This is a genomic window from Pseudoxanthobacter sp. M-2 (genome assembly GCF_046156265.1).
Classification (GTDB): Bacteria; Pseudomonadota; Alphaproteobacteria; order Rhizobiales; family Segnochrobactraceae; genus CAMDHY01.
Window position 1 is genome coordinate 138700 of sequence record NZ_JAWDIR010000048.1, and the last position, 17072, is coordinate 155771.

At 71.9% G+C, this 17072-nt stretch carries 20 protein-coding genes; 11 read left to right on the top strand and 9 right to left on the bottom strand.

The genetic code is table 11. The annotated features are described in order from the left end of the window. Nucleotide 1: 1 nt before the first annotated feature. The 7 genes from RUR49_RS25815 (at nt 2) to RUR49_RS25845 (ending at nt 4553) form a co-directional block, all read left to right on the top strand. Nucleotides 2–907, top strand: a complete 906-nt coding sequence (locus RUR49_RS25815; protein WP_409149564.1) for an alpha/beta hydrolase — start codon at nt 2–4, stop codon at nt 905–907. Continuing rightward, nucleotides 904–1299, top strand: a complete 396-nt coding sequence (locus RUR49_RS25820; protein ID WP_409149565.1) for a hypothetical protein — start codon at nt 904–906, stop codon at nt 1297–1299. Before RUR49_RS25815 ends, RUR49_RS25820 begins: the two co-directional genes overlap by 4 nt. Next, the gene (locus RUR49_RS25825; RefSeq protein WP_409149567.1) at nt 1296–2396 is read left to right on the top strand and encodes a Rieske 2Fe-2S domain-containing protein; all 1101 of its coding nucleotides are present in this window, start codon (nt 1296–1298) and stop codon (nt 2394–2396) included. The genes RUR49_RS25820 and RUR49_RS25825 overlap by 4 nt, the downstream gene beginning before the upstream one ends. After that, nucleotides 2393–3193, top strand: a complete 801-nt coding sequence (locus tag RUR49_RS25830; RefSeq protein WP_409149569.1) for a hypothetical protein — start codon at nt 2393–2395, stop codon at nt 3191–3193. Before RUR49_RS25825 ends, RUR49_RS25830 begins: the two co-directional genes overlap by 4 nt. Continuing rightward, nucleotides 3190–3399, top strand: a complete 210-nt coding sequence (locus RUR49_RS25835) for a hypothetical protein (RefSeq protein ID WP_409149570.1) — start codon at nt 3190–3192, stop codon at nt 3397–3399. The genes RUR49_RS25830 and RUR49_RS25835 overlap by 4 nt, the downstream gene beginning before the upstream one ends. Nucleotides 3400–3481: 82 nt before the next feature. After that, nucleotides 3482–4186 (top strand): SDR family NAD(P)-dependent oxidoreductase, encoded by a 705-nt coding sequence (locus RUR49_RS25840; protein WP_409149571.1) that lies wholly within the window; start codon nt 3482–3484, stop codon nt 4184–4186. A 13-nt stretch (nt 4187–4199) separates the two neighbouring features. Next, entirely contained in the window at nt 4200–4553 is a 354-nt protein-coding gene (locus RUR49_RS25845; protein WP_409149573.1) for a cupin domain-containing protein, read from the top strand. A 7-nt stretch (nt 4554–4560) separates the two neighbouring features. Here the strand turns inward: RUR49_RS25845 and RUR49_RS25850 are convergent, their stop codons facing one another. From RUR49_RS25850 to RUR49_RS25875, 6 genes are all read right to left on the bottom strand, one after another. Further along, on the bottom strand, nt 4561–5436 hold the full coding sequence (locus tag RUR49_RS25850; protein WP_409149574.1) for a DMT family transporter: 876 nt from the start codon (nt 5434–5436) through the stop codon (nt 4561–4563). Nucleotides 5437–5664: 228 nt separating this feature from the next. Continuing rightward, a complete protein-coding gene (locus tag RUR49_RS25855; protein WP_409149575.1) occupies nt 5665–6147 on the bottom strand; it encodes a cupin domain-containing protein in 483 nt (160 codons plus the stop codon). Continuing rightward, complete coding sequence (gene gloB / locus RUR49_RS25860) at nt 6144–6920, bottom strand: hydroxyacylglutathione hydrolase (protein WP_409149576.1); 777 nt, start codon at nt 6918–6920, stop codon at nt 6144–6146. Before gloB ends, RUR49_RS25855 begins: the two co-directional genes overlap by 4 nt. An 81-nt stretch (nt 6921–7001) precedes the next feature. Continuing rightward, complete coding sequence (locus tag RUR49_RS25865; protein WP_409149578.1) at nt 7002–7952, bottom strand: DMT family transporter; 951 nt, start codon at nt 7950–7952, stop codon at nt 7002–7004. Nucleotides 7953–8085: 133 nt separating this feature from the next. Beyond that, nucleotides 8086–8928 carry a DMT family transporter gene (locus tag RUR49_RS25870; RefSeq protein ID WP_409149579.1) on the bottom strand — a complete coding sequence of 281 codons (843 nt, stop codon included), beginning with the start codon at nt 8926–8928 and terminating at the stop codon, nt 8086–8088. Nucleotides 8929–9178: 250 nt separating this feature from the next. Then, the gene (locus tag RUR49_RS25875) at nt 9179–9661 is read right to left on the bottom strand and encodes an SRPBCC family protein (RefSeq protein WP_409149580.1); all 483 of its coding nucleotides are present in this window, start codon (nt 9659–9661) and stop codon (nt 9179–9181) included. Between the two features lie 82 nt (nt 9662–9743). Here RUR49_RS25875 and RUR49_RS25880 point away from each other — a divergent pair, with 82 nt between their 5' ends. Together RUR49_RS25880 and RUR49_RS25885 are read left to right on the top strand one after the other, a co-directional pair. After that, entirely contained in the window at nt 9744–10082 is a 339-nt protein-coding gene (locus tag RUR49_RS25880; protein WP_409149581.1) for an ArsR/SmtB family transcription factor, read from the top strand. 84 nt (nt 10083–10166) lie between these two features. Beyond that, on the top strand, nt 10167–10715 hold the full coding sequence (locus RUR49_RS25885; protein ID WP_409149582.1) for a DUF4142 domain-containing protein: 549 nt from the start codon (nt 10167–10169) through the stop codon (nt 10713–10715). Nucleotides 10716–10761: 46 nt separating this feature from the next. Here the strand turns inward: RUR49_RS25885 and RUR49_RS25890 are convergent, their stop codons facing one another. From RUR49_RS25890 to RUR49_RS25900, 3 genes are all read right to left on the bottom strand, one after another. Next, nucleotides 10762–11172, bottom strand: coding sequence for a hypothetical protein (locus tag RUR49_RS25890; protein WP_409149583.1), 411 nt, complete (start codon nt 11170–11172; stop codon nt 10762–10764). A gap of 90 nt (nt 11173–11262) precedes the next feature. Further along, nucleotides 11263–12699 carry a UdgX family uracil-DNA binding protein gene (locus RUR49_RS25895; protein WP_409149584.1) on the bottom strand — a complete coding sequence of 479 codons (1437 nt, stop codon included), beginning with the start codon at nt 12697–12699 and terminating at the stop codon, nt 11263–11265. Nucleotides 12700–12724: 25 nt separating this feature from the next. Continuing rightward, nucleotides 12725–13933 (bottom strand): putative DNA modification/repair radical SAM protein, encoded by a 1209-nt coding sequence (locus RUR49_RS25900; protein ID WP_409149683.1) that lies wholly within the window; start codon nt 13931–13933, stop codon nt 12725–12727. 356 nt (nt 13934–14289) lie between these two features. Between RUR49_RS25900 and RUR49_RS25905 the strand changes: the two genes are divergently transcribed. Continuing rightward, complete coding sequence (locus tag RUR49_RS25905; protein WP_409149585.1) at nt 14290–14733, top strand: (2Fe-2S)-binding protein; 444 nt, start codon at nt 14290–14292, stop codon at nt 14731–14733. Between the two features lie 32 nt (nt 14734–14765). Further along, nucleotides 14766–16943 carry a molybdopterin cofactor-binding domain-containing protein gene (locus RUR49_RS25910; RefSeq protein ID WP_409149587.1) on the top strand — a complete coding sequence of 726 codons (2178 nt, stop codon included), beginning with the start codon at nt 14766–14768 and terminating at the stop codon, nt 16941–16943. Nucleotides 16944–17072 lie beyond the last annotated feature (129 nt).

A 17072-nucleotide genomic window follows, 5' to 3' on the forward strand; every position in this document is an offset into this window, starting at 1 on the left:
GATGCGCGGCCTCTGCCGGAGCCTCGTCGCGGCGACGCTGGGGCTCCTCGTCGCCGCGCCACCGGCGGAGGCGGCCGGGCGCGTCGAGACTGGCGTCGCCTTCGATAGCCCGGCCCTCGGCCACGCCATTCCGGCCACCGTCTACCTGCCGGAGGGCGCCGTCGCGCCGGACGGACCGCGGCTGCCGGTGCTCTACCTGTTCCACGGCCTCGGGGGACGAGAGAGCGACTGGGTCGGCGCCGGCGACATCGCCGCGACGCTCGACCGCGAGATCGCCGCCGGGCGGATGCGGCCGATGATCGTCGTGATGCCGATGGCGGGCGACAGCTGGTACGTCGACGATCCGGCGGGCGAGAGCCGCATGGCGACGGCGCTCACCACCGACCTCGTCGCCGCCGTCGACGCGCGCTATCCGACCGCCGCCTGCCGGGCGGCGCGCGCCACCGGCGGGCTGTCGATGGGCGGCTATGGCGCCCTCCTCTACGCCTTCGACCGGCCGGACCTCTATGCAGCCGCGATCAGCCTGTCGGGCTCGATCTTCTCGCCGATCCCGGAGGGGGCGCCGATGCGGCCCGGCCCGCCGGTGACGGTGTTCGGCGCCGCCTTCGGTGAGCCCTTCGACCGCGAGCGCTTCAACGCCTGGACGCTGTTTCCGAAGGTTCCGACGGTGGCCGCCGCGACGCCGCCGCCGGCCGTCTTCCTCACCGCCGGCGACGACGACTTCCTGTCACTCGTCGACGGCACGGTGCGGCTTCACCTGGCGCTGAAGCGGGCGGGCATGGACAGCGAGCTTCGGGTCTTCGACGGACGGCACGACTGGGCGAACTGGAAGGCGGCGATCGTGCCGGCGCTCGGCTGGCTGTCGGCGCACCTCGACGCGACCTGCCCGGCGGAGACGCAGCAATGACGGTCGCCGCCGCCCTCGTGACGCTGGCCCAAGCTTGGGGCGTCGTTGGGCTGGCGGTGGCGGCGGTTTTCCTGCTGTGGGGGATCGATCGCATCGACCCGGCGGCGCACGGCGCCGTCGCCTTCCGGCCGCTGCTGGTGCCGGGGATCGTGCTCCTGTGGCCACTGGTGCTGTGGCGCTGGCGGGTACTTTCGCGGGCGCCGGAGACGGCCGGCCGCTTCGACCGGACGGCGCCGGCGCGCGTGCACCGGCGGATCTGGACGGTGCTCGCCGTGGTGCTGCCGGCGATCCTCATCGTCGCCGCGGCGATCCACCAGGAGGGGCCGCGCGACGCGGCGGCCGTGCGGATCGCGCCACCGCCGGGCGAGGCGGCCGCGGGGGCGCCGCCATGAGCGCCGGCTACCGCCCCGTCGGCTGGAACCGCTCGAAGATCGTCTACGACGCCGTGCTGGCGGCGGCGGTGGGGCTCTACATCACCGTCTACCTGCAGCTCGCGCCGGCCTTCCAGGGGGTGACGCTGCCGGTCGACGGCGCGGTGGCGCGCATGCAGGCCTTCGGCACCTGCGCCTTCCTGATGCTGACGTTGGCCTTATCCATCGGTCCCCTCGCCCGGCTCGACCGCCGCTTCCTGCCGCTTCTCTACAACCGCCGCCATCTCGGCGTGGCCACCGCAGTTGTGGCGGCGATCCACGCGAGCCACGTGCTCGGCTGGTACTTCGCCTTCTCGCCGACCGACACTTACGTCGCGCTCCTGTCGGCGAACACCAGCTACGGGCAGCTCCTCGGCTTCCCGTTCGAGGCGCTCGGGCTCGCGGCGCTCCTCATCCTCGCGGTACTGGCGGCGACGAGCCACGACTTCTGGCTCGCCTTCCTGACGCCGCCGGTCTGGAAGGCCCTCCACTTCGGGATCTATGCGGCCTATGCGCTGGTCGTCGCCCACATCGGCCTCGGCGCGCTGCAGGGCGAGGACGGGCCGCTGATGGGCATCGTCGCGGCGCTCTGCGTGGCGACGGTGGTGGGGCTGCATCTCGCCGCTGCCGCGAAGGGGCGGCGAACGATCGACACGGAGGCGACGGCTGCCGCGACCTCGGGATGGGTCGAGGTCGCCGGCGCCGACGGGCTCGCTCCCGGCCGGGCGATCACCGTGCGCTTCGCCGACGGCACGGCGGCGGCGGTGTTCCGCGACGGCGACCGCCTCGCTGCCGTCTCCAACGTCTGTGCCCACCAGAACGGCCCGCTCGGCGAGGGCCGGATCGTCGACGGCTGCGTCACCTGCCCGTGGCACGGCTACCAGTACCGCCTCCTCGACGGCCGCGCGCCGCCGCCCTTCACCGAGCGCATCGCCACCTACGAGTTGCGCCGCGACGGCGATCGCGTGCTCATCGATCCGAGGCCGAACCCGCCGGGCACGCCGACGGCGGGCATCGCGGTTCTCGAAGTCGAGGGCGAGCGCGGCGGCGCGCCCGTGCACGGGGGAGCGCCGGCATGAGCGCCCCCCGGCCCGCAACCGAGCCGACCCCCGAGCCGCCGTTCTTCATCGGCTGGGCGAGCCTGCCGGCGGCCCTCGCCGTGCCCCTCACCTTCGTCGCCGCCGCGCTCGTCGCCGGCTTCGCGGCGCTGGCGCTCGGGCTCGGCGCGAGCACCGGCGACCCCGGCTCCGGCGGCTTCGACTGGGCGGCCGGCCGGCAGCAGATGGCCGGCGTCGTACAGGCGCGGCCCTATCCGATCCTGCGGCTGCCGCCGAGCGCGGCGCACCCGGACGGCCATGCGGTGATGCTCGCCGGTGTCGGCAAGGTCGGCGCGCAGGCGCCGGCCGAACCGCTCGACGGCCAGGCGGCGACGGCGGCGGGCTTCCTGATCAAGCGCGGCGACCTCGACATGCTGCAACTCGACGGGCCGGAGGGGCTCGTCGCGACGGAGGCGCCGGCCGGGACGGCTCCGACCGCCGCACCGCCGCCATCGACACCGCTCGGGCGCTACCGCCTCGTCGGCGAGCTCTGCGACGGCAAGTGCTATGCCGGCGCCATGCGACCCGGCACCGGCCTCGCCCACAAGGCCTGCGCCAACCTCTGCCTCGCCGGCGGCCTGCCGCTCGTCTTCGTCTCGACCGGGCCGGTGGAGGGGCAAGTCTTCTTCCTCGTCGGCGACGCCGCCGGCGGCGAGCCCGCCGCCGAGGACTACCGCGACCTCGTCGCCCGCCTCGTCGAGATCGAGGCGGACGTCGAGAAGGTCGACGACCTCCTCGTGCTGAAAGCCGATCTCAAGACAGCGAGGGTGCTGCCGTGAGCGCCCGTGCCCAGTTCGTCACGGCCGTGGCGACGCTCGTCGTGGCGGCCGGCGCCTGGTTCGTCTGGGAAAACGCGCCGCGCCTCGCCATCGGCCCGATCCTCGGCGACCTGCGCCTGCTCATCGCGGCCGTTGCCGTGCTCGTCTTCCTCGCCGTCGCCGACGCCGTGCTGCTGCGGCTCGCGCGGCGCCGGCATCCGCCCTGAGACCGACCGCTTACGCCTCGCGTACCAGTCCCCTCGCCTCTTCGCGCCCGGCGCCCGCCGGCGCTTCTTCGGAGAAGCCTCGATGTCCACCCCATCCGTCGTCATCGTCACCGGGGCCGCCGGCAATGCCGGCTCGGCCGCCGCCCGACTCCTCGCCGCGCGCGGCGCCACCGTCGTCGCGGTCGATCGCGCGGTTGAGCCGCTGCAGGCCCTCGTCGGCGCGCTCGCCGGCAGCGGCCACATCGTCGAGGCCGGCGTCGACCTCACGGATGCGACCGCCTGCGCCGCGATGGCCGAGCGGGTGCTCGCGAGCTCTGGGCACATCGACGGCCTCGTCCACACCGTCGGCACCTTCCGCGCCGCCCCCCTCAGCGACACCGACGACGGTCTATGGGACCTGATGATGACGGTGAACCTGAAGACGACGCTCAACATGGCGCGCGCCGTCGTGCCGGCAATGCGCAAGGCCGGCCGCGGCGCCATCGTCTCGATCGCCGCCGGCGCGGCGCTGAAGGCGCCGTCGGGGCTGGCCGCCTACGCCGCCTCGAAGAGCGCCGTCATCCGCCTGACCGAGAGCCTCGCCGACGAGCTGAAGGGCGACGGCATCACGGTCAACACCGTCATGCCCTCGACCATCGATACCCCGCAGAACCGTGCCGCCATGCCGGACGCCGACACCTCCAAGTGGGTGACGCCGGACCAGGTGGCGGAGGTGATGGCGTTCCTCGTCTCGCCGGGGGCGAGCGGCGTCACCGGCGCCGCGGTGCCGATCACCGGCCGCGGCTGAGGGGGACGCCGCGATGGCCGAACCCGTCCGGCTCGCCGAGAAGCTCTCGGCCTTCTCGGAGCACTGGTCGCCGAAGGTCGTCGCCGACTTCAACGGCCACGACGTCATGGTGGTGAAGGTGCAGGGCGAGTTCGTCTGGCACGCGCACCCGGACACCGACGACTTCTTCCTGGTGCTGAAGGGGCGGCTGCGCATCGAGCTGCGCGACGGCGAGGTGACCCTCGGGCCGGGCGAGCTCTACGTCGTGCCGAAGGGGGTGGAGCACCGGCCGGTGGCGGAGGAGGAGGTGCACCTCCTGCTGATCGAGCCGGCCGGCACGCCAAACACCGGCGACGCGGCGACGGCGGCGGTGAAGACGCGGCTCTGAGGGCGCCTCAGGACGCCTTGCGGAAGATCATGTCCTTCGCCGCGATCAGGCCACCGCCGGAGATCAGCACGCAGGCGAGCGCGACGACCCACGTGAATGCGCCGTGGCCGAAGGCGACGAGGAGCAGCGTCGAGAGCAGCGGCGCCGCGTAGGAGGCGGCGCCGAGCACCTGGATGTCGCCGCGCTTGACGCCGATGTCCCAGACGAAGAAGGCGAGCCCGACCGGGAGCAGCCCGAGCAGCCCGACCGCCGCCCATTCGCCGGCGCCGGCGGGCCAGATTGTTTCCTCCAGCGCCAGGTGACAGGCGACCGACAGAGCGGCCGTCGCGAGGCAGAAGCCGACGACGGCGTCCGACGGCACCTTCGGCAGCCGGCGCGAGGCGAGCGAGTAGATCGCCCAGACGAAGGCTGCGATGAAGGCAGCGCCGTAGCCCAGCGCATATTGCGGCGCGAACGCCACCTGCCCGCCCTTCGTGACGATCAGCGCCGCCCCGGCGAGCCCGGCGAGCGCACCGACGACGTGGTGCCACTTGAGCTTCTCACCCGGCAGCAGCCCCGAGAGCAGCACGATCAGCAGCGGCCAGAGATAGCAGATCAGGCCGGCGTCCACTGGCGGTGCCGCCTTCAGCGCGGTGAAGTAGAAGAAGTGGTAGCCGAACAGCCCGCCGATGCCGACCACCCAGACGATCGCCGGCTGGCGCAGCACGGCGATCGAGCGGTCGCGGACGAGGAGGATCGCGAGGCCGACGACGCCGGAGATGCCGAAGCACAGCGCGTTCATCAGGAACGGCGGCACCGCGCCCGAGCCGGCGGTGAGCAGCCCGAGGGTCGACCACATGGCGACGGCGGTGAGGCCGACGAGGGTGAAGCGGCGGCGATCCATGCGGGAGGCTCCGGCGGGCGGGCAAGGACGGAAGACGGTGGAGCGTCCCTCCCCTGCCAGGGGGAGGGACAGGCGACCGCAGGTCGCCAGGGTGGGGCCTGTGAATCCGGAGTGAGACACCAATCGAGGTCGAGCCTCTGATTCACGGGCCCCACCCTGCCGGCTGCGCCGGCTGTCCCTCCCCCTGTCAGGGGAGGGACGCGTTGCGCCTGTCGTCGCCCCTCTCCCCTACCCCCTCCCCGTCCGCGGCGTCGGGCGCCAGTCGGGCGGGGCGAGTTCGAAGCCCTTGAACTCGAAGCCGGGCGAGACCGTGCAGCCGACGAGGGTCCAGTGGCCGAGGGATTCGGCCGTCTGCCAGGCGTTCGCCGGCACCACCACCTGCGGGCGCTGACCGACGGCGAGGTCGTTGCCGAGGCGGTGGCTCGCCGCATCGTGGCCGTTTTCGGAGATCGTCAAAGCGAGCGGCGCGCCGGCGTACCAGTGCCAGATCTCGGTGGCGTCGCAGCGGTGCCAGGCGGAGACGTCGCCGGCGCCGAGCAGGTAGTAGATCGCGGTGCCGTGCGAGCGGCCGCCCTTGGGCTCGGCGTCGCGGAAGGTCTCAACGAAGAAGCCGCCCTCGGGGTGGGGCTTCATGTCGAGCAGGCGGACGATGTCCTTGACCGACAGGTCGGGTGCGGAGAAGTCGGCGCCGGTGGGCTGGGAACGGCTCATCGGAAGTGGTCCTTGCGGGTGCGCAGTTCGGCGAAGACGCGGGCGGGCTCGGCGCCGCCGAGGCCGACGGCGGCGGCGAGCGCGGGATCGTCGGCGCGCAGGAACGGGTTCGCCGCGCACTCGCTCGCCATGTCGGTCGGCAGCGTCGGGCGGCCCTCGGCGCGGGCGGCGTCGACGGCCGCGGCGCGCGCCTTGAGGGCGGCGTTGCGCGGGTCGACGGAGAGCGCGAAGCGGGCGTTCGCCTGGGTGTATTCGTGGCCGCAATAGACCGTGGTCGCCGCCGGCAGGCGCTGGCGGAGCTTCAGGAGCGAGGCCCACATCTGGTCGAGGCGGCCCTCGATGACGCGCCCGCAGCCGAGCGAGAACAGCGTGTCGCCGGTAAACGCGATGCCGGCGTCGGGCAGGTAGTAGGAGACCTGTCCGAGGGTGTGGCCCGGCGTCGAGATCGCCTCGATGCGGATGCCGCCGAGCTCGAATTTTTCACCGTCGGCGACCTCGCGCTCGAGGCCGGGAATGCGCGCGGCCTCCGCCGCCGGGCCGATCACGGTCGCGCCCGTCGCCGCCTTCACCGCCGGCACGCCCTGGATATGGTCGGCGTGGTGGTGGGTGATGAGGATGTGGGTGAGCGTCCAGCCGGTTTCGTTGAGCGCCGAAAGCGCCGCGTCCGCGTCGGGCACGTCGACGACGAGCGTCGTGGTGCTTTCGGGGTGGTGGACGAGCACGAGGTAATTGTCGCCGAGGCAGGGCACCTGCCGGATCTCGAAGGCCGTCATCGCGTGTCCTCCCGCGCTTGAGCGTGGCAGAGAAGCCGTTCGGCGCCGCCGCCGCAACCCCCATCGGATGGGGACGGGCCGTCAGGTCGGCGGCTCGACCTCGCGTTCCGGCCGCGGCAGGCCGAGGCGGCGCTCGCGCCAGATGATCATCAGCCCGGAGCCGATGATGATCGCCATGCCGACCAGCACCAGCGGCGCCGGCACCTCGTCGAAGACGACGAGGCCGGCGATCAGCGTCCACACCATCGTGGCGTATTCGAACGGGGCGATGACGGAGGCGTCGGCGTAGCCGTAGGACTGCGTCATGAACAGCTGCGCGACGCCGCCGACGAGGCCGATGGAGACGAGCAGCACAGCGTCCATCGGCGTCGGCACCACCCAGCCGAACGGCAGCGTGGCGAGGCCGACGAGGCTCGAGACGAGGGTGAAGTAAAGCACGATGGTGCGCGTCGCCTCGGTCTTCGTCAGGGAGCGCACGGCGATCATGGCGAGCGCCACGAAGAAGGCGGCGGCGACCGCGCAGACGACGCCGATCAGGGCGCGGGTGCCGCCGACGGCGGGCTCCAGCGTCAGGTGCGGCCAGAGCACCACGACGACGCCGGCGAGGCCGACGACGACGGCCACCCAGCGGTAGGCGCGCACCGTCTCGCCGAGGAGCACCACGGCGAGCGCGGTGGTGATCAGCGGGGCGGCGTAGCTCAGCGCGGTGGCGTCGGCGATCGGCAGGCGGGCGATCGCCTCGAAGGAGAGGATCATCGCGACGACACCGGCGGACGCCCGCCAGACATGGCCGAAGGGGTGGCGGGTGCGGAAGACACCAAGGCCGTCGCGGGCGACGATGATCGCGATGGCGACGGGGATGAGCGCGAAGAAATTGCGGGCGAAGACGATCTCGCCGGTCGGCACCCGCTCGGCGACCACCTTGATGAGGCCGATCATCACCGCGAACAGCAGCGTCGAGACCAGCTTGAAGCCGATGCCGACGAGCGGCCGGTCGCGACGGGAGGTATGCGGGGCGGAAGGGGCGGACATCGGAAGCTCTCGCCGGCGGGGGCCGGGCGGACGGTGGCCGCGGGCGGGCGCGACGCGGCGGGCGCGCCCTCAAGAGCATGGGCGGCGGGCGGGAGCAAGCCGGCGGCGCGACCGGCTGTGCTGCGCACTCGGCCTAGCCGGCCGCGCCCGGGCGCCGGCGCAGCAGCACCAGGCCGCCGGCGACGATGAAGGCGGCGCCGACCACGATCGGCAGCCCCGGTACCTCGCCGAAGGCGAGATAGCCGATCAGCGCACCGCCGATCAGTTCGAGATAGACGAGCGGGGCGAGCGTGGTCGCGTCGGCGCGGCGGAAGGCGAGGATCACCAGGAAGTGGCAGGCGGCCGAGGACAGGCCGAGCAGGCCGTAAAGCGCGAGCAGCCCGGGGAGGACCGCGTCGCCGCCGACGGGCAGGGACCAGGTGAGGATCGCCTGCGGCGTCATCAGGACGGTGCCGACGACGCACTGGAAGAGCAGCGTCGGGACGGGGTCGCTGGTCATCGCCGCCCGGCGGGTGGCGACGAGGTAGCACGCGTAGAAGACGCCGGCCCCGAAGGCGAAGATCACGCCGGGCTCGAGCCCCGTGCCCGGGCGCAGGATGACGAGCGAACCGGCGAAGCCAAGAACGAGGCCGAGGAGCTTGCGGCGCGTCATCGTCTCGCCGAGGATCACCACCGAGAGGGCGGCGGCGATGATGGGCCCGACGAAATAGGCGCTGAAGGTGGTGGCGAGCGGCACCCGCACCATCGACAGGTAGAACAGCGTCATGGCGACGACGAGGAAGGCCGTGCGCAGGAAGTGCGAGCCGAGCCGCTCGCGCGGGAACAGGCGCCAGCCGTGCATCGCGAGCGCGAACGGCAGCACCACCAGCGAGGCCACCGCATAGCGCGCCCAGGCGACGAAATAGGGCGACGCCTCCAGCGCCAGGTGCTTCGCCAGCCCGTCGACGAGCGGAAAGGACAGCATCGCCGTCGCCATCAGGGCCATCCCGACGGTCGGCAGCGGCGGAGCGGCGGGAGCGCTGGCGGACGGGGGCGCGGGGGCGGTCATGGCATCCGTGGTGGCGGGGTCATGGCCGGCGGAGGCCGGCGACCCTTCTCGTTCCGCCGCGCGGGGCGGCCGCACCGCATGGACCACATCCGCACGCCGCCGCCAAGCGGGACGCGGCATGCGGGACGCCACGGCGACGAGCCGCCCGGTGTTCGTCGCTGGCCGCAAGGCGAGACGGCTACCGGTACATGCCCTCGCGCAGGTTGATGCCGTGCTCGACCCACGCCTTCATCACCGCCAGCATCTGCGACCAGCCCTGGCAGTTGCCATAGGAGGCAGCGAGCCCCGCCGGCGTCGGCCGCCAGCCTTCCTCGGCGATGGTGACGAGGGTGCGGCCATCGTCGAGCGGCGTGAAGGTCATCGTCACGGTGGTGCTGTAGCCCGCCCCTGCCGTGACGGCGGCCTCGCCGTCGGACGGGGCGCCCTCGTTCGCCTCCCAGCGCAGCACGATGCGGCGGTTCGGCTCGACCTCCACCACCTCGACCGGAAAGGCGCCCGGAAAGTCGGCGAAGTCCCACGTGACGGTGGCGCCGGTCTCGAGTCGGCCCTTGGCGCCGCCGGTGGTGAAATAGCCCGACAGCTTGGCCGGGTCGGCGACCGCCTCGAATACCTCCTCCACCGGCCGCGCGATGTGGGCGGACACCTCGAACTTCAGGTCCATGACACGTCCTCCGCGACCGGTCTCGGCCAGCCGGCGCCACCCCCGCATTGCGACGGCAGGCATCATGTTATAATTTCATAACATGTCAATCGAATCGGAAGACGAGCTCGTCTTCAGGGCGCTCGCGGCCGGCACGCGGCGGGCGATCCTCGATGCCCTGAAGGACGCGCCGCAGACGACGGGCGCGCTGTGCGCGCACTTCCCCGCCCTCGACCGCTGCACGGTGATGCAGCACCTGAAGGTGCTGGAAGAGGCCGACCTGGTGATCGCCCGCAAGGTCGGCCGCGAGCGCTGGAACCACCTCAACCCGTTGCCGATCAAGCACATCCACGACCGCTGGATCGGCGCCTACGCAATGCAGGCGGTGTCCCTGCTCGATCGCCTCAAGGCGGACCTGGAGGCGGTGCCCGGGTCAGGGTGAGCGAGGGCCGGCCCGCAGCCGATCCTCGTCGGCAACGCGCCCGAAGCACGCTAAGGTGGCCGCGACAACGAGAAGGGATTTCCCATGCGCGTGCCTGCCCTCCGTGCCGCCTTCGCCGCCCTTCTCCTCGCCACCCTTCCCGTGCTGCCGACAGCGGCCACCGCAGCCGGGCCGACGCCGGCGGAGATCGCCGCCTCCGCGAGCGTGCCGACGACGGCCGCCTTCGTCGCCACCGCGCCGGCCGCCAACGCCTTCGAGATCGCCTCGAGCCGGCTCGCGCTCGAGAAGTCGCAGAACCCGGCGGTGCGTGCCTTCGCGCAGAAGATGATCACGGATCACACCATGATCGGCGAGCATTTCGTCGCCGCCTTCGGCAAGGCCGGCACCGGCCTGACGCCGCCCGACGGCCTCGGCGCGGAGCTCGGCGCGATCATGGACAAGCTGCAGGGCGAGAGCGGCGCGGCCTTCGACAAGGACTACATCGCCGCACAGACGCAGGGCCACCAGGCCGCTGTCGGCCTGTTCGCCGGCTACGCCAAGGGCGGCGACAACGCCGTGCTGAAGGCGTTCGCCGCCGACACCCTGCCGATGATCGAGATGCACCTCGAGATGTGCTACGCGCTGGGGTCCTGAGCGGTCCTAACGGTGGCGCCCTGTCGCTGAAGCGGCGGGACGCATCTCAGGGTCGGTTCACCAACCATGTGAAGTAGAGCTTCCGCCACGCGTCCGCTCCCTCGGCGATCTGCGGGCGGCCGGCACCGATGGCCGCCTCCTGCAGCAGTTCCGCCTCGCTGCCGAGATCGAGAAAATCGCTGAGCGCGATTGCGGCGGCCTGGTCGATCCGCTCCTGCAAGGGAAGCCCGCGCAGTTTCTCCGATCTGGTGTTCACCTGCATGACCGGCGATTCCCAGACGCCGGGTGAAAACAGCAGCATCAGGTTGCCGCCGAGATTGACGAGGCCCGCCACACGGCTCGCCTCGATCACCGCCGGGATCGCCCGGTAGGGAAAGACGGTCTCGCCGCCGTGCTCGACCATGTGCGACAGCAGGTAGGGCGGCAGGTGCGCGCGGAAGAGGTCCCGACTGTTCATGCGGCGGCTCGGCGGCTGAAGGGTTGGGACGGCAAACGCCGCTCTCACCCTCATCCCTTCGCTCAATGCGAGGTCCCGTTCAACCGCCCCTCACCCTCCGCGGACCGTTTCCCCCGCCAGCCTCAGATCCTCGACGAAGGCGGCGTATTCCGTCGCCTTCGTCGCTGGGTCGGGCAGGCGCAGCAGGTAGGAGGGGTGGACGGTGACGAGCACCGCCGTGCCGTCCGGGCCCTCGATGATGCGGCCGCGGCTCTTGCCGATCGGAACTGTACGGCCGAGCACCGAAAGAGCGGCGGTGGCCCCCATCGCCACGATCAGGCGCGGGCGGACGAAGGCGATCTCGCGCTTCAGCCAGGGCTGGCAGGCGCGGACCTCGCCGGTCGACGGCTTCTGGTGGATGCGACGCTTGCCGCGCGGCACGAACTTGAAGTGCTTCACCGCATTCGTCACGTAGGCGTCTTCGCGGTCGACGCCGGCCTCCGACAGCGCGCGGTCGAAGAGCTGGCCGGCGGGGCCGACGAACGGGCGGCCGGCGATGTCCTCCTGGTCGCCGGGCTGCTCGCCGACGAAGAGCAGCGGCGCATCCTCCCGCCCCTCTCCGAACACCGTCTGCGTCGCCGGCTCCCACAACGGGCAGGCGCGGCAGCCCGCCGCCTCGGCGGCGAGCGCCGCGGGCGTACCGGTTTCGGCCGGGGCGGCGACCGCGATCGCGTGCGGGCGGTGCGGCCGCGGGTTGGGGGCGCTCGGTCCCGTCTCGACCATCTCCTCGCTCCTGCGCCGGGCTTCGGCGATCAGGGGGCGGATGAGCGGCGCCTCCGGCAGGTTCCGCCAGTACTTCTCCGGCATCTCGGCGCGCATGGCGCCGACCTTCAGCCGGGCGGGGTTGAAGATGCTGGAATAGTAGCCGCGCCAGAGGGCCTCCAGCGCGTCGTCGGTCGGCGCGTCGGCGCGGCGGCTGCCGGGGCCGAAGGCGAGGCCCTCGCCGTCCCAGTGGACGGTGGCATCCGGCGTCAGGATCGACCAGCGCATCGAGGCGAAGCGGCGCATGAAGAACGGCGCGTTGGCGGCGACGATGCGGTGGTCGGGCTCGAACCAGGCGACGAACCACGGCTCGCCGGCGAGCTCCGAGCGGCGGAAGCGCACGAAGGCGCGCATCTTGTGGATGTCGCGGCGCACCGCCTTCGCCATCGCCTCGAGCTCGGCGACGTCCGGATCGACGGCGACACGCATCAGCTGCGGCTCGGTGCGCAGGCGCCAGACGAGGCGGTAGAGGCGGGCGAAACGCTCGGGGTCGCGGTGCAGCACGACGGTTTCCGCGAGCGTCAGGAAGCCGCGCGGCACGGCGAGCGGCGCCGCCGGCACCGGCGCCGGCAGCGGTTCGGCGGCGCCGGCGAAGAGGTCGGGCGCCTCGCCACCCTTGACGCTGAAGGCGACGCGCTCCGGCGGCACGGCGCGGGCGATGAGGTCGCGGGCGACGGCGCGGAAGCCGGAGAAGTCGGTCTCGCCGGGCAGGACGACGGCGTGCATGAGGGTCTCCCGGCACCGCGGTCGCTCAGAGCGGCAGGGCGAGCTGGCGCGGCGGGGCGACCCGCTGCCGGAGGTCGACCCGGTCGATCAGGCCGCCCGGGCTGTGGTCGGGCAGCACCAGGAAGGGCAGCGCCTTGGCCAATGGCACGCGCAGGCGGCCGAGGTCGGCGGTGCGGATCGCCCGCACGCGCCGCGCCGAGAGCAGCCGCTCGACCGCCTTCTTGCCGAGGCCGGGCACGCGCAGGAGTTCCTCGCGGCTCGCGCAGTTGACGTCGAGCGGGAAGCGCTCGCGGTGGCGGAGCGCCCAGGCGAGCTTCGGGTCGATGTCGAGGGCGAGGTTGCCCTCCTCGCCCTCGACGATCTCGGAGACGTCGAAGCCGTAGAAGCGCATCAGCCAGTCGGCCTGGTAGAGACGATGCTCGCGCACCAGCGGCGGTGCCACCGGCGGCAGGCGGCGGCTCGCATCGGGGATCGGGCTGAAGGCGGAATAGTAGACGCGCTTCAGACGATACGAGCCGTAGAGGCCGGCGCTGGTGGCGAGGATCTGGCGGTCGTCGGTGGCGTCGGCACCGATGATCATCTGCGTGCTCTGGCCGCCGGGGGCGAACGACGGCGCCTTGCGATCCTCCTTCGCGGCGTCGATGTGGCCGCGCATCCGCCCCATCGAGCGGCGGATGGCACGGGCGTCCTTCTCGGGGGCGAGGGCGCTGAGGCCGGTATCGGTCGGCAGCTCGATGTTGATCGACAGCCGGTCGGCATAGCGGCCGGCCTCGGCCAGCAGGTCCGGGCTCGCGTCGGGAATGGTCTTCAGGTGGATGTAGCCGCGGAAGTCGTGCTCCTCGCGCAGCGTGCGGGCGACCCGCACCACTTGTTCCATCGTGTAGTCCGGCGAGCGGATGATGCCGGAGGAGAGGAACAGCCCTTCGATGTAGTTGCGCCGGTAGAAGTCGATGGTGAGCTCGACCACCTCCTCCACCGTGAAGCGCGCGCGCGGCACGTTCGAGGAGGAGCGGTTGACGCAGTAGAGGCAGTCGAAGGCGCAGGCGTTGGTGAGCAGGATCTTCAGGAGCGAGATGCAGCGCCCGTCCGGCGCATAGGAGTGGCAGATGGCGCCCTCGGTGGAGCCGATGCCGCGGCCGCCGACGGAATCGCGCTTCGTGGTGCCGCCGGAGGCGCAGGACGCGTCGTACTTGGCGGCGTCGGCGAGGATGGCGAGCTTGCGGGCGAGGTCCATGCCCCGATAGTTGTTCATCCTTTGTTCCGTGACAAGCCGCCCGACGAGGCGAAGGTGGAGAAACACCTTCGCGCCGCAGGACGCGATGGTCTCCCGATGGATGCGCCGCCGCACGGCCTCGCCCGCGCTCCGGCCGGGGGGATCGAAAGTCCTCCGACCTCCGGGTCAATTCATCCGACCTTGGTCCCTTGTCGCCACCGTGACCGCCGTGCGACCCAGCGACAGGACGTGAAGAAAAAGAGAAACTCCGCACTGCATCGACCCGCGGGTCCGGCGTCGATGTCGAAGATCTCGTGTTGCCTCCTGCCGACACCCGTCTTCGCAGTGGTCTTTCTCTTGAACGGGGAGACTTCTCGATGCCTCAATACAAGCTGAACGTGAACGGCACCGCCTATTCGGTGACGGTCGACAACGAGGATACTCCGCTCCTCTGGGTCCTGCGCGACATCATCGGCCTGACCGGGACGAAGTATGGTTGCGGCATCGAGATCTGCGGCGCCTGCATGGTGCTGATGGACGGCGAGGCGGAGAAGTCCTGCGACAAGTCGGTCTCCGAGGCGGTCGGGCGCAAGATCATCACGGTCGAGGGCCTGGCGGCCGACCCGCAGGGCAAGGCCGTGCAGGCCGCCTGGGAGGCGCACCAGGTGCCGCAGTGCGGCTTCTGCCAGCCCGGCATGATGATCGCCGCCACCGGTGCCCTGAAGGACGGCCACCGCGGCCGGGAGATCGCCGAGGAGATCGAGAACATCTGCATGTGCGGCACCTACGAGCGCATCAAGAAGGCCTGCCAGACCCTCTGACGACCGGGCCCGCAGCCGCAACGGAGAGCACCATGCCAGACACCGCCTCATCCGGCCGCGCCGTCGCGCTCGATCGCCGCAACTTCCTGAAGGGCGCGGCGGCGACGCTGATCATCCCCTTCACCGTCTCCCTCTCCCCCCGCGAGGCGAGTGCCAAGGCGGCCTCCCGGGCCGCGGCGGGGCCGGTCTCGCTCGGCGCCTACGTCAGCATCGACGCGGACAACATCGTCACCGTCTCGATCGGCTCGACCGAGATGGGCCAGGGGATCATGACGGGCCTCGCGCAGCTTGTGGCCGAGGAGCTCGGCCTCGAGTGGAGCCAAGTGCGCGCGGTGCATGCGCCCGCCTCGACGGAGTGGCCGAACCCCTACGGCAACCCGATCTTCGGCGCGCAGCTGACGGGCGGCAGCACCAGCATGATGGGCTGGTACAAGCCGCTGCGCACCGCCGCCGCGATCGTCCGCGACGTTCTGATCGCGGCGGCGGCCAAGCAGTTCGGCGGCACCTGGTCGCTCGGCCGCGGTGGCATGCTCGTCAGCGGCGACACGTCCTGCCGCTTCAGCGACGTGCTGGAGACCGCGGCGAAGCTGACGCCGCCGGCGACCGCGACCCACGCCACCACCCGGCGCTTCGTCGGGCAGCGCATCCCGCGCCTCGACCTTCCGGAGAAGATCCTCGGTACGGCCGTGTTCGGCACGGACGTGAAGGTGCCCGGCATGGTCTTCGCGTCGGTCGTCCACTGCCCGACCCTCGGCGGGACCGTGAAGACGGTGCCGCCGAGCCGCAGCGGGACCACCTATGTCAACCTCGGCGATGCCGTCGGCGTCGTCGCCTCCAACACCTGGACGGCGATGCGCACGGCCCGCTCGATCGCCGGAACGATCGGCTGGACCCTGCCGGAGAGCACGGCGACGCGCGATTCCGCCACCCTCGAGGCCGCCGCCGACGCGCTCGTGAGGTCGAAGAAGGCCGAATACTTCATCGCCGAGAAGGTCGGCACGCCGCGTCCCGCCAGCGCACCGATCCGGGTCGATGCCACCTACTCGCTCCCCTTCCTCGCCCACGCGGCGATGGAGGTGATGAACTGCACGGCCTCGGTGACCGCCAACGCCTGCGAGATCTGGGCGCCCACCCAGGGGCAGCAGTTCATCATCCCGCTCGTCGCCGGGATAACCGGGCTTCCGGCCGCGAGCGTCACCGTCCACACCACCTATTGCGGCGGCGGCTTCGGGCGGAAGATCGAGACCGACTGCATCGCCCAGGCGGTGAAGCTGTCGAAGGCCGTCGGCAAGCCGGTCAAGCTGACCTGGTCGCGCGAGGAAGACTTCCAGCACGACATGTACCGGCCGAGCGCCAAGATCCGCGTGCAGGCCGGTGCCGACGCGAACGGCGCCTTCACTGCGCTCGTCTATCGCAACGTGTCGCCGTCCATCAGCCAGCAGCGTGCCCCCTCGGACATCACCAACCCCGAGGACACCGGCGCCGTCGCCGGCGCGGTCGGCATTCCCTACCGGATCGCCAAGCGTCGGATCGAGTACGTGGCGCTGCCGTGCGACATCCCGCTCGGCTACTGGCGCTCCGTCGGCGAGTCCTACAACACCTTCGCCGTGGAGAGCGCGGTGGACGAGCTCGCGACGGCCGCCGGCAAGGATCCGCTGGCGTTCCGCAAGGCTCTCCTCGCCGGGTCGCGCGGCGATGCCCGCGGCACCGGGGTGCTGAAGGCGGTCGAGAAGTTGAGCGGATGGTCGAAGGCGCCGCCCTCCGGGAGCGCCCGCGGCGTCGCCTTCCTCAAGGGCTTCGGCAGCTACATCGCCCTCGTCGCCGAGGTGACCAAGTCCTCGTCCAACGAGATCAGGGTGACGAAGGTCGCCTGTGCGATCGACTGCGGCATCGTCGTGAACCCGGATTCCGTCGAGGCGCAGATCCAGGGCGGCATCGCCCACGGCCTCGGCGCCGCGATGTGGAACGAGCAGACCTTCGTCGCCGGCAAGCCGCGGGTCGCGAACTACGACCGCTACCCGGTCCTGAAGCTGCAGCAGATGCCGGCGATCAGCGTGAAGATCGTCGCGAGCGAGGCGGATCCGGGCGGGGTCGGCGAGACCGGCGTCCCCTGCGTCGCCCCGGCCGTCGCCAACGCCTGGGCGAAGCTCACCGGCGCCCGCCTGCGCGCGCTGCCGTTCTATCCCGGCCGCACGATGGACGACGACTAGGCCGGGCTGCCGGCCATTCGGCGCCGGGCGAGCCGGGCGACAGGACCCCGCAAAACGGGAAAGGCGCGGCGCGGATCGGCGAAATGGCCGTCCGTGCCGCGCCTTCGGCGGGAGGGGACCGAGCCCCCG

What these genes read in the sequence shown, in the direction of transcription:
- RUR49_RS25815 (WP_409149564.1), top strand. Translation starts at nt 2, where the DNA reads ATGCGCGGCCTCTGCCGGAGCCTCGTCGCGGCGACGCTGGGGCTCCTC.
- RUR49_RS25820 (WP_409149565.1), top strand. Translation starts at nt 904, where the DNA reads ATGACGGTCGCCGCCGCCCTCGTGACGCTGGCCCAAGCTTGGGGCGTC.
- RUR49_RS25825 (WP_409149567.1), top strand. Translation starts at nt 1,296, where the DNA reads ATGAGCGCCGGCTACCGCCCCGTCGGCTGGAACCGCTCGAAGATCGTC.
- RUR49_RS25830 (WP_409149569.1), top strand. Translation starts at nt 2,393, where the DNA reads ATGAGCGCCCCCCGGCCCGCAACCGAGCCGACCCCCGAGCCGCCGTTC.
- RUR49_RS25840 (WP_409149571.1), top strand. Translation starts at nt 3,482, where the DNA reads ATGTCCACCCCATCCGTCGTCATCGTCACCGGGGCCGCCGGCAATGCC.
- RUR49_RS25845 (WP_409149573.1), top strand. Translation starts at nt 4,200, where the DNA reads ATGGCCGAACCCGTCCGGCTCGCCGAGAAGCTCTCGGCCTTCTCGGAG.
- RUR49_RS25850 (WP_409149574.1), bottom strand. Translation starts at nt 5,436, where the DNA reads ATGGATCGCCGCCGCTTCACCCTCGTCGGCCTCACCGCCGTCGCCATG.
- RUR49_RS25855 (WP_409149575.1), bottom strand. Translation starts at nt 6,147, where the DNA reads ATGAGCCGTTCCCAGCCCACCGGCGCCGACTTCTCCGCACCCGACCTG.
- gloB (WP_409149576.1), bottom strand. Translation starts at nt 6,920, where the DNA reads ATGACGGCCTTCGAGATCCGGCAGGTGCCCTGCCTCGGCGACAATTAC.
- RUR49_RS25865 (WP_409149578.1), bottom strand. Translation starts at nt 7,952, where the DNA reads ATGTCCGCCCCTTCCGCCCCGCATACCTCCCGTCGCGACCGGCCGCTC.
- RUR49_RS25870 (WP_409149579.1), bottom strand. Translation starts at nt 8,928, where the DNA reads ATGGCGACGGCGATGCTGTCCTTTCCGCTCGTCGACGGGCTGGCGAAG.
- RUR49_RS25875 (WP_409149580.1), bottom strand. Translation starts at nt 9,661, where the DNA reads ATGGACCTGAAGTTCGAGGTGTCCGCCCACATCGCGCGGCCGGTGGAG.
- RUR49_RS25880 (WP_409149581.1), top strand. Translation starts at nt 9,744, where the DNA reads ATGTCAATCGAATCGGAAGACGAGCTCGTCTTCAGGGCGCTCGCGGCC.
- RUR49_RS25885 (WP_409149582.1), top strand. Translation starts at nt 10,167, where the DNA reads ATGCGCGTGCCTGCCCTCCGTGCCGCCTTCGCCGCCCTTCTCCTCGCC.
- RUR49_RS25890 (WP_409149583.1), bottom strand. Translation starts at nt 11,172, where the DNA reads ATGAACAGTCGGGACCTCTTCCGCGCGCACCTGCCGCCCTACCTGCTG.
- RUR49_RS25895 (WP_409149584.1), bottom strand. Translation starts at nt 12,699, where the DNA reads ATGCACGCCGTCGTCCTGCCCGGCGAGACCGACTTCTCCGGCTTCCGC.
- RUR49_RS25900 (WP_409149683.1), bottom strand. Translation starts at nt 13,933, where the DNA reads ATGGACCTCGCCCGCAAGCTCGCCATCCTCGCCGACGCCGCCAAGTAC.
- RUR49_RS25905 (WP_409149585.1), top strand. Translation starts at nt 14,290, where the DNA reads ATGCCTCAATACAAGCTGAACGTGAACGGCACCGCCTATTCGGTGACG.
- RUR49_RS25910 (WP_409149587.1), top strand. Translation starts at nt 14,766, where the DNA reads ATGCCAGACACCGCCTCATCCGGCCGCGCCGTCGCGCTCGATCGCCGC.